The following is a 13025-nucleotide window of genomic DNA, read 5'->3' as shown; positions in this document are numbered from 1 at the left end:
CTGCACCCCACACACCTGCCCGGTCCGTACCGCACTGTGAGGAGCCGCAGAGATGGCGGAACACACCAGCTCGAGCATCACGATCGATGCGGCACCGGCCGAGGTCATGGGCGTCATCGCCGACTTCACCCGCTATCCGGAGTGGACCGGCGAGGTCAAGGAGGCGGAGGTGCTCGCCACCGACGCCGACGGACGGGCCGAGCAGGTCCGCCTGGTGCTGGACGCCGGCGCGATCAAGGACGACCACACCCTCGCCTACACCTGGCACGGGGCCGACGAGGTCAGCTGGACCCTGGTGAAGTCCCAGATGCTGCGCGCGATCGACGGCTCCTACCGTCTCTCGCCGGTCGGCGGCGGCGACCGTACCGAGGTCACGTACCAGCTCACCGTCGACGTCAAGATCCCCATGCTCGGCATGATCAAGCGCAAGGCGGAGAAGGTCATCATCGACCGCGCCCTCGCCGGTCTGAAGAAGCGCGTCGAGAGCGGCGCCGGCGCCTGATGCGCAAGGTCCTCGTCACCGGCCTCGGCGGCGCGGGCCGCACCACCGTCGCCGCCGCCACGGCGCTCGCCGAGGCCGCACGCGGCAGGCGGGCGCTGTTCCTGTCCGCCGGGCCGGGCGACGTGCTCGGCGCACAGGTCACCGCCCGCCCCGAAGAGCCGGTGCGCGTCCGCGACGGCCTGTGGGCCGCTCGTATCGACGCCGGCTCCGACTTCCGCGCCGAGTTCCTCCACCTCCAGGAGCGTGCCTCCGCCGCGCTGGACCTGCTGGGCGCGGCCAGGCTCGAGGACGAGGAGCTGACCCGGCTGCCCGGCAGCGAGCAGTTCGCCCTGCTGCGTGCGCTCGCCGTCGCCTCCCGCGGCGGCTGGGACGTGGTCGTCGTCGACATGCCGCCGCTGCACGAGACGATCGCGCTGCTCGCGCTGCCGGAGGAACTGCGCCGCTACCTGCGCCGCCTCCTCCCGCAGGAACGCCAGGCCGCCCGCGCGCTGCGCCCCGTGCTCGCCCAGCTCGCGGGAGTGCCGATGCCTGCCCAATGGCTGTACGGGACCGCCGAACGCTGGGACACCGAGCTGGCGGGCGTGCAGGCGCTGATCGAGTCCGTGAACACCACCGTGCGGGTCGTCGCGGAGCCGGGTCCCCGCGCCGCCGCGGTGCTGCTCGAGGCCCGCGCCGGACTCGCCCTGCACGGGCTGGCCGTGGACGCCCTCGTGGCGAACCGGAACCTGCCGAGGGAATCGGCGGACCCGTGGTTCGCCCCCCTCGTCGCGCAGCAGGAGAAGTGCCTGCACGAGTGGTACGGCGCCTGGCTGCCCGGCGCCGCCATATGCGAGGTCCCCCACATCGGTCGCGACCCGCAGGGCCTCGAGGACCTCGCCCTGCTCGACATCCGCGCCGTCCGCACCGCCGCCGGCGGCGACGGACACCGGGGCGAGGGGCTCGCCGTCGACGGCGAGCCGGACCGGGAAGGCCCCCGAGGGGGCGTCGGCCGGATCGGCCGGTCCGAGCCGTCCGCGACCGGCACCGGCGGCCAGGACGCCCTCTACGTGTGGGAACTGGAACTGCCCGGCATCGTCAAGGAGCAACTCTCCCTCGTCCGCCGTGGGGATGAACTCCTGATCGGGGCGGGGCCGTTCCGCAGGATCCTCCCACTGCCCTCGGCGCTGCGCCGCTGCACCGTCGCCGGCGCGGGTCTCGCGGACGGCATGCTCACGGTCCGCTTCACGCCGGACCCCGGACTGTGGCCGCGGACACGCTGAACGCCGTACCACCGTTCGGGTACCGTCGAGAGCAGACAACCCCTCGAAACGGCCCCCAGGAGAACGTCATGAGCGAAGCGACCGAGCGCCCCGACGCCGACGCCTGGGCCACCGCCTGCGAGGAGGACCTCCAGCGGGAGCGTGCCCGGCGCCGGGCGGAGTACGGACAGCAGCCCGGTTCCGCCGCGGAAGAACTGCGCAAGCTCTTCGACGTCGTGGCGGAGAAGGTCACCTCCTTCCAGTCGTCCCTGCCCGGCATGGCCGCGCAGAGCGCCGTCCAGCAGTTCGTGACCCAGGCGAAGGCCGCCGTCGAGCCGGTCATCGAACGAAACCCGCAGGTCTTCGACCATCTCGCGGCCGCCGGCGGCGAACTGCTCGCCGCCTACCGGTCCGCCGTCGAGGGCCAGGAAAGCCGCTGGACGCAGCGTCCCGCGGGCTCCGGGAGCGCCAAGGACGCCGACGACCCCCGCGACGAAGGCCCCGGCAGCAGCGAGCACATCGACCTGGACTGACCAGGGCGTGCCCGCCCTCGGGTACGGTTGGCCTTAGCGGGGCTCGACCGAATACTGAGGGACACATGGGACTCACCATCGGCGTCGACATCGGCGGCACGAAGATCGCGGCGGGCGTGGTCGACGAAGAGGGCACCATTCTCGAGACGCACACCGTGCCCACCCCGTCGACTCCCGAAGGCATCGTCGACGCGATTTGTGCTGCCGTCGCAGGAGCCGGCCAGGGCCACGAGATCGAGGCCGTCGGTATCGGAGCCGCCGGTTACGTCGACGACAAGCGCGCCACGGTCCTCTTCGCGCCGAACATCGACTGGCGTCACGAGCCGCTCAAGGACAAGGTCGAACAGCGCGTCGGCCTTCCCGTCGTGGTCGAGAACGACGCCAACGCGGCCGCATGGGGCGAATACCGCTTCGGCGCCGGCCAGGGCCACGAGGACGTCATCTGCATCACACTCGGCACCGGCCTCGGCGGCGGCATCATCATCGGCAACAAGCTGCGCCGCGGACGGTTCGGCGTCGCCGCCGAGTTCGGGCACATCCGGGTCGTGCCCGACGGCCTCCTCTGCGGCTGCGGCAGCCAGGGCTGCTGGGAGCAGTACGCCTCCGGCCGGGCCCTCGTCCGCTACGCCAAGCAGCGCGCCAACGCCACCCCGGAGAACGCGACGATCCTGCTCGGCCTCGGCGACGGCACCGCCGCGGGCATCCAGGGCAAGCACATCAGCGAAGCCGCACGGCAGGGCTGCCCGGTCGCTGTCGACTCCTTCCGTGAGCTGGCGCGCTGGGCGGGAGCCGGTCTCGCCGACCTGGCCTCCCTCTTCGACCCGTCGGCGTTCATCGTCGGCGGCGGTGTGTCCGACGAGGGTGACCTCGTGCTCGACCCCATCCGCAAGTCCTTCCGCCGCTGGCTGATCGGCGGCCAGTGGCGTCCGCACGCCCAGGTGCTCGCCGCGCAACTGGGCGGCAAGGCTGGGCTCGTGGGCGCGGCGGACCTGGCACGCCAGGGCTGACCCGCCGTATCCGTCTCCGGCAGGTGCCCGCCGCGCCCGCCGAAGGGCGCGGCCCTGTGGGCCGCGTCCTTCGGGAAGCGCGGCGGGCACCGTCGTATGTTGCTCCCATGGCGATCACCGCACTGCCCAAGTCCCGCACCGAGCCGGACGGTTCGGCCGTGGTCCGGGTCCTCGGCTACAACATCCGCTCCATGCGCGACGACGAGGAGGCGCTGGCCCGGGTGATCCGGGCCTGCGAACCCGACCTGGTGTTCGTCCAGGAGGCCCCGCGCTTCTTCCGCTGGCGCAAGCACGCGGCGCGGCTCGCCGCGAAGACCGACCTGGTGATGCTCTCCGGCGGTGCGACGGCGGCGGGCCCTCTGCTGCTGTGCTCGCTGCGGGCCACGGTGGAACGCACCGAGGATGTCCTGCTGCCGCGCACCCCCGGCCTCCACCGGCGCGGCTTCGCCACGGCAGTCGTCCGCTTCGCGGGCGCGCGGGTGGGCCTGATCAGCTGCCATCTGAGCCTCGCGGCCGACGAGCGCCTCGCCCAGGCGGGCCTGCTGCTGGAGCGGCTGAAGGCGATGGACGTGCCGCACGCGATCGTCGCGGGCGACATCAACGAACGGCCCGGGGGCCGGGCCTTCTGCCGGCTGGCGGGGGAGCTCCAGGACTGCTGGGCGGTGGCCCCGTGGGGCGGTGAGTTCACGTCCACGGCGGCCGGGCCGCACCAGCGGATCGACGCGGTCTTCGCGACGGAGGGGGTGGAGGTGCTGGGGTGCGGGGTGCCGGATCTTCCCACCGCGGACCTGCGGGCGGCGTCCGACCACCTCCCGGTCCTTGCGGCCCTCCGCGTCCCCGCGACGGGCTGACGCCCGCGGTTTCCCCACGCCGCCTCTTCCCGCTGCACCGATGCGCGGCTCCACCTCGTGGCAGGCAGGCCCCGGGCCCGTACGCGCTTCGCACGGTGCCCACAAGTCCCCCTACGGCCTGGTGGCCGCGGGGGTGCCCCAGGTGGAGGCACTACGGACTCGCAGGGCGACTTCAGCCTCGCCGGCGTTCGAGGCGCCGGGTCCTGGGGAAGAGCACCCGAAACGCCGCGCTTAGCGCCGTGCCGGGTCCGGGCGGAGCCCGGTTCGGGAAGGGGCGGGGAACACGCCCCGCGAAGCGGCCGGGCCGTGGTCAGACCACCGCTCCCCGCCCCGGGTCGTCGTTCTCGTCGTCGTCGTGCGACATCCGCGCGACCAGCGTCGCGAAGCCGCCCAGGAAGCCGCCGACGCACAGCGTCGTCAGCCACCACGTCATGTCCCACCGCAGGACCACCGCGACCAGCATCAGCACCGGTCCGCCGATCACCGCCAGCCACGCGAACTTCGACGTCGCGTCGGCCTCCGGCAGCGGCGGGGGCTCGGGCGGGACGAAGTGGCCCTCGTCGCTGTCGTCGAAATCGCCGTCGGACGGCTCAGAGACCTGGTAGTCGCGCGGCCCGCCGACGCCCGGCGCGAAGGTGACCGAGCTGCCCAGCGCAGGCTTGTCGTCGTCGGCACGGCCCGCGGGCTCGGGATCCGGCGTGTCGTTCATGTCGCTCTCCCGGAGCGCCAGGTCCTCCACCGACTTGAACGGCTTCGCGCCCGGCGGGTCGGCGGGCTCCTCGCCGTATCCGGCGACGATGGCCGCCCAGGCCGCGTCCTCGTCGATCGGCTGCGGCTCACGGTCCGCGTCGTGCTGGTCAGCCACCGGTTGTGCTCCCTCCCAAGGCTTCCGGCGCGGGAGACGCCGTGGTCCCCGCGCTCGGAGCGAGCCGGCCGATGAACTCGTAACTCTCCTCGAAGATCCGCTCCGCATCGTGGTCCAACGTCGCGACGTGGTAGCTCTGTTCCAGCAGGATCTCCGTGACGTCCGTGGAGGAGACACGGCTGAGGATCCGGGCCGAGTCGGCGGCCGGCACCACATGGTCCTCGGGGCTGTGCAGCAGCAGCATCGGCTGCGTGACCTGCGGAAGCTCCCCGTCGACGATACGGAAGAACTGCCGCACCGAATGCGCGGCGTGCAGCGGCACCCGGTCGTACCCAAGCTCCTCCACGCCCTGCTTGGCGATGTCGCTGGTCAGCCCCTTCGTGGACGGCACCAGATGACGCACCACGGGCAGCAGCGACGCCATCGCGCCGTGGACCTTGTTCGCCGGGTTGACGACGACGACGCCCCGGACGGCGTCCCCGTGCTTGGCGGCGAGCCGCAGCGTCAGGGCACCGCCCATGGAGAGGCCGAAGACGAACACGTGCCGACAGCGCTCGAGCAGCGAGCGCAGTTCCCTGTCCACCTCCGCGTACCAGTCCTGCCAGCCGGTGACCTGCATGTCCTGCCAGCGTGTGCCGTGACCGGGCAGCAGCGGCAGGGACACCGTGAGGCCCCGCTCCGCCAGATACTCGGCCCAGGGCCGCAGCGACTGCGGAGAGCCGGTGAATCCGTGACAGAGAAGGACGCCGACCTCGCCGCCGTCGTGGCGGTAGGGCTCGGCTCCAGGAAAGACCGGCACCGGGGTCTCCTGTTCGTGAGGTACGCGGGCGTACGGGAGGGTCGAGGGTGTACTTCACGGTACGCGACCGGACCGACACCGACCAGGGCCGTTCCGACACCTGAGCACGGCGGCGGTGGACCGGGTGCGGCGGACGGGGGCCGACCCTCGGGTTAAGGTCTGTTCGAAAGCAACAGGAGGCATTCGAGTTGATCTACGGCGCCATGAAGTTCTCCATCGGGGGTTCGCTGAAGCTTGCGTTCAGGCCCTGGGTGGAGGGTCTGGAGAACGTTCCGGCCGAGGGCCCCGCGATCCTCGCCAGCAACCATCTGTCGTTCTCCGACTCGTTCTTCCTCCCCGCGGTGCTCGACCGCAAGGTCACCTTCATCGCCAAGGCGGAGTACTTCACCTCGCCGGGCGTGAAGGGCAGGCTGACGGCCGCCTTCTTCAAGGGCGTCGGGCAGCTGCCGGTGGACCGTTCGGGTGCCCGCGGAGCGGGCGAGGCCGCGATCAAGGCCGGCATCGACGTGATCGAGTCCGGCGGTCTGTTCGGCATCTATCCGGAGGGCACCCGCTCCCCGGACGGCCGCCTCTACCGCGGCAAGCCGGGCGGCCTCGCCCGTGTGGCGCTGGCCACCGGCGCGCCGGTGATCCCCGTCGCAATGATCGACACCGAGAAGATCCAGCCGCCCGGCAAGGTGGTCCCGAAGCTGATGCGCCCGGGTATCCGGATCGGGAAGCCGCTGGACTTCAGCCGCTACCACGGCATGGAGGGCGACCGCTTCATCCTGCGTTCGGTGACCGACGAGGTCATGTACGAGATCATGAAGCTGTCCGGCCAGGAGTACGTCGACATCTACGCGACGGCCGCGAAGCGCCGGATCGCCGACGCGGAGAAGGCGGAGAAGGCGGCCCGGGCCGAGGCGGAGAAGGCCGAGAGGGCCAAGAAGGCGCAGCGGCCCGCCGCCTGAGCGGCGCGGCACAGCTACGGGGGTGGGGGAGATGGCCAAGCGCGAGCGTGTCGTGCGGATGTCGGTCGAGCTGCCGCTGTGGCGTGCCCTGACCGCCTACCGCGTGCTGACCATGGTCTACGCGGTGCTGCTCTTCGTCTTCACCCGGCAGAACTTCGAGCGCCCGCTGGTGGCGGCCGGTTTCCTCGCGGTCCTGGCCGTCTGGACGCTTGCCACCCTCCCCAAGGTCGCGAACGCGGCGCGCTGCACCAGGGGCTTTCTGGCCGCGGACCTGACCATCGCCCTGACCGGCATACTCCTCACCCCGCTCGCCGACGTGCACGCCCAGACCCATGACGGCCCCACGCTGCCCTCGATCTGGACGGCGGGCTCCGTCCTCGCCTTCGCCATCAAGGGCGGCTGGCGCTGGGCCGGTTTCGCCTCGTCGTTCGTCGCCGTCGCCAACATCGTCGAGCGGGGCGAGCCCAGCCGGGACACCTTCCACAACGTCCTGCTGGTGTGGGTGGCCTCCATAGCGATCGGCTACGTCGTCGAGGTGGCCCGCGCCTCCGAGCGCACCCTCGCCCGGGCGCTGGAGATCGAGGCGGCGACCCGTGAGCGGGAGCGCCTGGCACGTGACATCCACGACAGCGTTCTTCAGGTGCTGGCGATGGTGCAGCGGCAGGGCACGGCGCTGGGCGGCGAGGCGGCGGAGCTGGGCAGGATGGCCGGCGAGCAGGAGGTCGCGCTGCGCAGCCTGGTCGCCGGGGGTCTGGTCCCGGCGACCCGGGTGTCGGAGGACGAGTCCGAGGGCGCGGTCGTACGGATCGTGGAGGTACCGGACGACGACGGGCCCGCGCGGCCGTGCGACCTGCGGACGCTGCTCGCCCCGCACGCCGGTGCGAAGGTGACGCTGTCGGAGCCGGGCGCCCCCGTCCTCATGGACGCTCCGGCGGCCCGTGAGCTGGCCGCGGCGGTCGGGGCCGCACTGGACAATGTGAACAGGCACGCGGGCCAGGACGCCCAGGCATGGATCCTGGTCGAGGACTGGCCCGACGAGGTGATCGTGACGGTCAGGGACGACGGCCCGGGCATCGCGGAGGGCCGGCTCGCGCAGGCGGAGGGGGAGGGGCGGCTCGGAGTCGCCCAGTCCATCCGCGGGCGGCTGCGGGATCTCGGCGGTACGGCCGAGCTGCTGTCGGTGCCCGGCCAGGGCACGGAAGTAGAGCTCAGGATCCCACGGGGGAAGGCAGCGAAATGACGGATCAGCGGACGCTCAAGGTGATGGTGGTCGACGACCACCCGATGTGGCGGGACGCGGTGGCACGAGACCTCACCGAGGCCGGGTTCGACGTGGTCGCCACGGCGGGCGACGGTGCGCAGGCCGTGCGCCGGGCCAAGGCCGCCGCGCCCGACGTTCTCGTGCTCGACCTCAATCTGCCCGAGATGCCGGGCGTGCAGGTGTGCAAGGAGTTGGTCGCGGCGCTGCCGGGCCTGCGTGTCCTGGTGCTGTCGGCCAGCGGCGAGCACGCGGACGTCCTGGAGGCGGTGAAGTCGGGCGCCACCGGCTATCTGCTGAAGTCGGCCAGCACGCAGGAGCTGACGGACGCGGTGCGCCGCACCGCTGTGGGCGATCCCGTCTTCACACCGGGTCTCGCGGGCCTGGTGCTCGGCGAGTACCGCCGGCTCGCCTCGGAGCCCGTTCCGCCGGCCGGCGCGGACGAGCCGAAGGCCCCGCAGCTGACGGACCGGGAGACCGAGGTACTGCGGCTGGTCGCCAAGGGCTTGTCGTACAAACAGATCGCGGAGCGGCTGGTCATCTCCCATCGCACCGTCCAGAACCATGTGCAGAACACCCTGGGCAAGCTTCAGTTGCACAACCGCGTCGAGCTGGTGCGGTACGCGATCGAGCGCGGCCTGGACGACGTCTGACCGCGCGGCCGGCCGGTTCGAGTTGTACCCGTACGAGTGAATGGCGGACGGTCAACGACCGCGCCACGCACAGGAATCGACCATTCGCCTCATCCCTGAGTGACCTACGTCACCATTAGCGTGACGGTCACAGGGCTCATCTGGCGAAGGGAAGTTTCCATGCGCGTCGGAGTACTGACCGGGGGCGGCGACTGCCCCGGCCTCAACGCGGTCATCCGCGGCCTCGTCCGCAAGGGTGTGCAGGAGTACGGCTACGAGTTCGTCGGTTACCGCGACGGCTGGCGCGGACCGCTGGAAGGCGACACCGTCCCGCTCGACATCCCGGCCGTCCGCGGCATCCTCCCCCGCGGCGGCACGATCCTCGGCTCTTCCCGTACCAATCCGCTGAAGGAAGCGAACGGCATCCGCCGGATCAAGGAGAACCTCGCCAAGCAGGAGGTGGACGCCCTCGTCACCATCGGCGGCGAGGACACCCTCGGCGTCGCGGCGCGGCTCTGCGACGAGTACGGCATCAGCTGTGTCGGCGTACCCAAGACCATCGACAACGACCTGTCCGCCACCGACTACACCTTCGGCTTCGACACGGCCGTCGGTATCGCCACAGAGGCGATCGACCGGCTGCACACCACCGCCGAATCCCATATGCGAGTGCTTGTCGTCGAGGTGATGGGGCGTCACGCGGGCTGGATCGCCCTCCACTCCGGTCTCGCGGGCGGCGCCAACGTCATCCTCATCCCCGAGCAGCGTTTCGACGTCGACCAGGTCTGCGCCTGGGTCGCCTCCCGCTTCAAGGCCAGCTACGCGCCGATCGTGGTGATCGCCGAGGGCGCGATGCCCAAGGACGGCGAGGCGGTCCTCAAGGACGGCACGCTCGACTCCTTCGGCCATGTCCGCCTCTCCGGTGTCGGCGAGTGGCTGGCCAAGGAGATCGAGAGCCGTACGGCCAAGGAGGCCCGCACCACGGTCCTCGGGCACGTCCAGCGCGGCGGCACCCCGAGCGCCTTCGACCGCTGGCTCGCCACACGCTTCGGACTGCACGCCGTCGACGCCGTGCGCGACGGGGACTTCGGCAAGATGGTCGCACTCCAGGGCACCGACATCGTGCGGGTGCCGATCGCGGAGGCGACCGCCAAGCTCAAGACGGTCGACCCGAAGCTCTACGAGGAGGTCGGCGTCTTCTTCGGCTGACGTGGCGGTGGGCCGTATATTCGCGCATACGAATATTCGCGGGTATCCGGCCCACAGTTCGTGAACCGGGAGAGAACGTGAAAATCCTCGCCTATGGTGTCCAGGCCGACGAGAAGCCGCTCATCGAGAAGGCCTTCGCGGATCTCCACGAGGGCGTCCGGTGCCTGGACCTGTTCCTCGACGCGGACACCGCCGCCATCGCCGCCGGTCACGAGGTCATCTCCACCAGCGTCAACGCCCAGTTGGATGCCGAGGTGCTGCGGACCCTCGCCGACGGCGGCACGAGGATGATCGCCCAGCGTTCCACCGGCTTCAACAACATCGACCTCGATGTGGCGGGACAGCTCGGGCTCACCGTCGCCAGGGTTGCGTACTACTCGCCGTACTCCGTCGCCGAGTTCGCCTGGACACTGGCCATGGCGGTCAACCGGCGTATCGTCCGCGCCGCCAACCGCACCCGCGACTTCGACTTCCGCCTCGACGGCCTGATGGGCCGGGACATGTGCGGCCGCACCGCCGGCGTGATCGGCACCGGCAAGATCGGAGAGGCGTTCACCCGGATCGCCAACGGCTTCGGCATGCGGCTGCTCGGCCTCGATGTCGCGCCCAACCCCGTCTGCGTCGACCTGGGCATGGAGTACGTGGACAAGGACGAACTGCTCGCCGCCGCGGACCTGGTCACCCTCCACGTACCGCTGCTGCCCGCCACCCGGCATCTGATCGGCGCCCAGGAACTGCGCGCCATGAAGGACGACGCGATCCTGGTGAACTCCAGCCGCGGCGGCCTGATCGACAGCGAAGCCCTCGTCGGGGAACTGCGCAAGGGCCGCTTCTCGGGGGTCGGCCTCGATGTGTACGAGGCGGAGGCCGGGCTGTTCTTCCTCGACAGGTCCATGGAGGCGGTCGACGACGACACCCTCGCCCGCCTGATGACGTTCCCCAACGTCCTGGTCACCTCCCACCAGGCGTACTACACCGCGGACGCGGTCGCCCAGATCGTGGACACCACCGCGTCGAACATCAGGGACCACCTCGAGGGCCGGCGCAGCGAGAACGTGCTCGTCCCCGCCGCGCCCGCCTCCTGAGCGCCGTGCCCCTCAGCCGACCAGCACGCCCGCCAGCAGTGACGCCGTCAGTGCCGCGCCGTTCATGGTCAGCACCGACTCCGGATGGAACTGCACGGACGCGAAGCCGCCGCCGCGCAGCGCGTGCACGTCTCCCGTCACCTCGTCCCGGCTGAGCTCGATCCGGTGCATGGCGAGCTCGGCCGCGGTGACCTCGTCGCAGCGCGCGGTGAAGCTGTTGTAGAAGCCGACAGTCTCCGGGCGGCCGAAGAAGTCGATCCGCTCCTGCGCCCCCTGGTACGGCTCTTCCTTGCGGACGATCTCCAGACCCAGCTCCGCGGCCAGCACCTCGTGGCCGAGGCACACGCCCAGCAGACCGTGGCGGTGCAACTTCAGCAGGTCGGCGGCGAGGGCCCGCAGGAAGCGCATCTTCGGATCGGACGCGTCGGCCGGATCGCCGGGGCCCGGTCCCAGCACCACGGGCCCCGGGTGGGTGAGGGCACGTTCCCGCAGGCCCGGCGCATCGTAGCGCACCACGGTCACCGCCAGCCCGGTCGAGCGCAGCAGATGCGCCAGCATGGCGGTGAAGGTGTCCTCCCCGTCGATGACGAGGGCGTGCCCGGAGAGTCTCGCGGACTGCTCCTGCATCCGGAGCCAGAAGGGGGCCAGGTCGGCACGGCGGGAGTCCAGCGCCGCCCGCACGCGCGGATCGTCCGCCAGCCGCGGCGCCGGGCCCCCGGCGCCGGACCGCCCCGGCCGCACTCCCAGCGCGGCGAGCACACCCGCCGCCTTGGCGTGTGTCTCCGCGACCTCGCCGGCCGGGTCGGAGTGCCGCACGAGCGTCGCCCCGACCGGCACCCGCAAGGTGCCCGTGGCGTCGATGTCGGCGGTACGGATCAGGATGGGCGAGTCGAGCGTCTGCCCGCCGAAGGCGTCCACGCCGATCAGTGCCAGCGCGCCCGCGTAGTAGCCGCGGCCGCCCACCTCGTGGCGAGAGATGACCCGGCAGGCGTTCTGCAGGGGTGACCCCGTGACCGTGGCGGCGAACATCGTCTCCTTCAGCACCTCGCGCACGTCGAGGGACGAGCGTCCCCGCAATTCGTACTCGGTGTGCGCGAGATGAGCCATCTCCTTCAGCCGGGGCCCCACCACCACCCCGCCCATGTCGCCGACCGTGCACATCATCTTCAGCTCCTCGTCGACCACCATGGAGAGCTCCTCGCGCTCCTTGCGGTCGTCCAGGAAGGCGAGCAGCGCCTCGGAGGTCGGCCCCCCGGGCGGGTACCGGAAGGTCCCGCTGATCGGGTTCATCACCACCGTGCCGCCGGTCATCCGCACGTGCACCTCGGGGCTCGCCCCGACCAGCGTGCGGTCGCGGGTGTGGACCACGAAGGTCCAGTACGCGCCGCGTTCGCCGGTCAGCAGGCGTCGGAAGAGGGCGAGCGCGTCGGCCCGGCCGAAACCGTCGATCCGACCGGTGAATGTGCGCCGGATCACGAAGTTGGCGCCTTCGCCCTGCCCGATCTCTTCCTCGACGACCCGCCGCACGATGTCCGCGTACTCCTCGTCGCCGACGTCGAACGTGCCCCCCTCGACGCGCACGTCGTGCCGGGGCAGCTCCTCCAGGACCTGCCCGAGGGCGAGTTCATGGCTCTCGCGGGCGACGAGGACCGCGAGGGGCGTGCCGTCGTCGGTCACGTCGAAGCCGCGTTCCGCGATCTGGCGGAAGGGCACGAGCGCCAGGGCGGGCTGCCCGCCCACCGGGATGTCGGCCAGACGCGCGGCCTCGTGGACGTCACCGATCAGCACCTCGACGGTGTCGTGGTCGCGGCCCGGCGTACGGCGGTGCAGCAGGGCGAACGGGGGGCAGTCGTCGTCGAGCAGTCGTCCGATGAGCATGCGGGGTGTTCCTTCCAGGAGGGAGGAACGGCCGCTGTCGGGAAACAGTGAAGGCCGCCCCTCGGGCGGCCTTCGCGATCGGTGCTGCGCGCGATCAGGAAGCAGTGGGCCGCCGGAGTGCGGTCCACCACCAGTTCTGGATCTGCTGCGCGAACATGACGCCGACGATAACGCATCCGCCCGCGGTGCCGGGGCCCGTCCCACGATGAGGACGGGCC

At 71.5% G+C, this 13025-nt stretch carries 14 protein-coding genes; 10 read left to right on the top strand and 4 right to left on the bottom strand.

What is annotated here, in order from left to right:
* Positions 1-52: 52 nt before the first annotated feature.
* From MDN94_RS38665 to MDN94_RS38645, 5 genes are all read left to right on the top strand, one after another.
* Positions 53-502 (top strand): SRPBCC family protein, encoded by a 450-nt coding sequence (locus MDN94_RS38665; protein ID WP_482730434.1) that lies wholly within the window; start codon positions 53-55, stop codon positions 500-502.
* Entirely contained in the window at positions 502-1761 is a 1260-nt protein-coding gene (locus MDN94_RS38660; protein WP_482730433.1) for an ArsA family ATPase, read from the top strand. Before MDN94_RS38665 ends, MDN94_RS38660 begins: the two co-directional genes overlap by 1 nt.
* A gap of 68 nt (positions 1762-1829) precedes the next feature.
* Complete coding sequence (locus MDN94_RS38655) at positions 1830-2273, top strand: DUF5304 domain-containing protein (RefSeq protein ID WP_482730432.1); 444 nt, start codon at positions 1830-1832, stop codon at positions 2271-2273.
* 65 nt (positions 2274-2338) lie between these two features.
* Positions 2339-3280: an ROK family glucokinase gene (locus MDN94_RS38650; RefSeq protein ID WP_441264265.1), complete on the top strand. Its 942-nt coding sequence runs from the start codon at positions 2339-2341 to the stop codon at positions 3278-3280.
* Positions 3281-3387: 107 nt separating this feature from the next.
* A complete protein-coding gene (locus MDN94_RS38645) occupies positions 3388-4131 on the top strand; it encodes an endonuclease/exonuclease/phosphatase family protein (protein WP_482730431.1) in 744 nt (247 codons plus the stop codon).
* Positions 4132-4441: 310 nt separating this feature from the next.
* On the opposite strand, the gene MDN94_RS38640 is transcribed toward MDN94_RS38645, so the two are convergent.
* Both MDN94_RS38640 and MDN94_RS38635 read right to left on the bottom strand, forming a co-directional pair.
* Complete coding sequence (locus MDN94_RS38640) at positions 4442-5104, bottom strand: hypothetical protein (RefSeq protein ID WP_482730430.1); 663 nt, start codon at positions 5102-5104, stop codon at positions 4442-4444.
* On the bottom strand, positions 4989-5795 hold the full coding sequence (locus tag MDN94_RS38635) for an alpha/beta hydrolase (protein WP_482730429.1): 807 nt from the start codon (positions 5793-5795) through the stop codon (positions 4989-4991). Before MDN94_RS38635 ends, MDN94_RS38640 begins: the two co-directional genes overlap by 116 nt.
* 203 nt (positions 5796-5998) lie before the next feature.
* Here MDN94_RS38635 and MDN94_RS38630 point away from each other — a divergent pair, with 203 nt between their 5' ends.
* The 5 genes from MDN94_RS38630 to MDN94_RS38610 all read left to right on the top strand — a co-directional run bounded on the left by MDN94_RS38630 (position 5999) and on the right by MDN94_RS38610 (position 10929).
* On the top strand, positions 5999-6745 hold the full coding sequence (locus tag MDN94_RS38630; protein ID WP_482730498.1) for a lysophospholipid acyltransferase family protein: 747 nt from the start codon (positions 5999-6001) through the stop codon (positions 6743-6745).
* Positions 6746-6776: 31 nt separating this feature from the next.
* On the top strand, positions 6777-7985 hold the full coding sequence (macS, locus tag MDN94_RS38625; RefSeq protein WP_482730428.1) for a MacS family sensor histidine kinase: 1209 nt from the start codon (positions 6777-6779) through the stop codon (positions 7983-7985).
* Positions 7982-8656, top strand: coding sequence for a response regulator (locus MDN94_RS38620; RefSeq protein ID WP_482730427.1), 675 nt, complete (start codon positions 7982-7984; stop codon positions 8654-8656). Before macS ends, MDN94_RS38620 begins: the two co-directional genes overlap by 4 nt.
* Before the next feature lie 159 nt (positions 8657-8815).
* The gene (locus tag MDN94_RS38615; RefSeq protein ID WP_482730426.1) at positions 8816-9844 is read left to right on the top strand and encodes a 6-phosphofructokinase; all 1029 of its coding nucleotides are present in this window, start codon (positions 8816-8818) and stop codon (positions 9842-9844) included.
* Between the two features lie 77 nt (positions 9845-9921).
* A complete protein-coding gene (locus MDN94_RS38610) occupies positions 9922-10929 on the top strand; it encodes a 2-hydroxyacid dehydrogenase (RefSeq protein ID WP_482730425.1) in 1008 nt (335 codons plus the stop codon).
* Between the two features lie 12 nt (positions 10930-10941).
* Here the strand turns inward: MDN94_RS38610 and MDN94_RS38605 are convergent, their stop codons facing one another.
* Both MDN94_RS38605 and MDN94_RS38600 read right to left on the bottom strand, forming a co-directional pair.
* On the bottom strand, positions 10942-12807 hold the full coding sequence (locus tag MDN94_RS38605; RefSeq protein WP_482730424.1) for an anthranilate synthase family protein: 1866 nt from the start codon (positions 12805-12807) through the stop codon (positions 10942-10944).
* 94 nt (positions 12808-12901) lie between these two features.
* Positions 12902-12964, bottom strand: a complete 63-nt coding sequence (locus MDN94_RS38600) for a trp operon leader peptide (RefSeq protein ID WP_159695253.1) — start codon at positions 12962-12964, stop codon at positions 12902-12904.
* Positions 12965-13025 lie beyond the last annotated feature (61 nt).

It is taken from the genome of Streptomyces sp. WAC00040 (assembly GCF_056835925.1).
This window is presented reverse-complemented; position numbering and strand designations above follow the sequence as displayed.

Coding starts and splice junctions, on each gene's coding strand:
- MDN94_RS38630 (WP_482730498.1), top strand. CDS start 5,999: ATGAAGTTCTCCATCGGGGGTTCGCTGAAGCTTGCGTTCAGGCCCTGG.
- MDN94_RS38650 (WP_441264265.1), top strand. CDS start 2,339: ATGGGACTCACCATCGGCGTCGACATCGGCGGCACGAAGATCGCGGCG.
- MDN94_RS38640 (WP_482730430.1), bottom strand. CDS start 5,104: ATGCGGAGCGGATCTTCGAGGAGAGTTACGAGTTCATCGGCCGGCTCG.
- macS (WP_482730428.1), top strand. CDS start 6,777: ATGGCCAAGCGCGAGCGTGTCGTGCGGATGTCGGTCGAGCTGCCGCTG.
- MDN94_RS38660 (WP_482730433.1), top strand. CDS start 502: ATGCGCAAGGTCCTCGTCACCGGCCTCGGCGGCGCGGGCCGCACCACC.
- MDN94_RS38665 (WP_482730434.1), top strand. CDS start 53: ATGGCGGAACACACCAGCTCGAGCATCACGATCGATGCGGCACCGGCC.
- MDN94_RS38655 (WP_482730432.1), top strand. CDS start 1,830: ATGAGCGAAGCGACCGAGCGCCCCGACGCCGACGCCTGGGCCACCGCC.
- MDN94_RS38620 (WP_482730427.1), top strand. CDS start 7,982: ATGACGGATCAGCGGACGCTCAAGGTGATGGTGGTCGACGACCACCCG.
- MDN94_RS38645 (WP_482730431.1), top strand. CDS start 3,388: ATGGCGATCACCGCACTGCCCAAGTCCCGCACCGAGCCGGACGGTTCG.
- MDN94_RS38615 (WP_482730426.1), top strand. CDS start 8,816: ATGCGCGTCGGAGTACTGACCGGGGGCGGCGACTGCCCCGGCCTCAAC.
- MDN94_RS38605 (WP_482730424.1), bottom strand. CDS start 12,807: ATGCTCATCGGACGACTGCTCGACGACGACTGCCCCCCGTTCGCCCTG.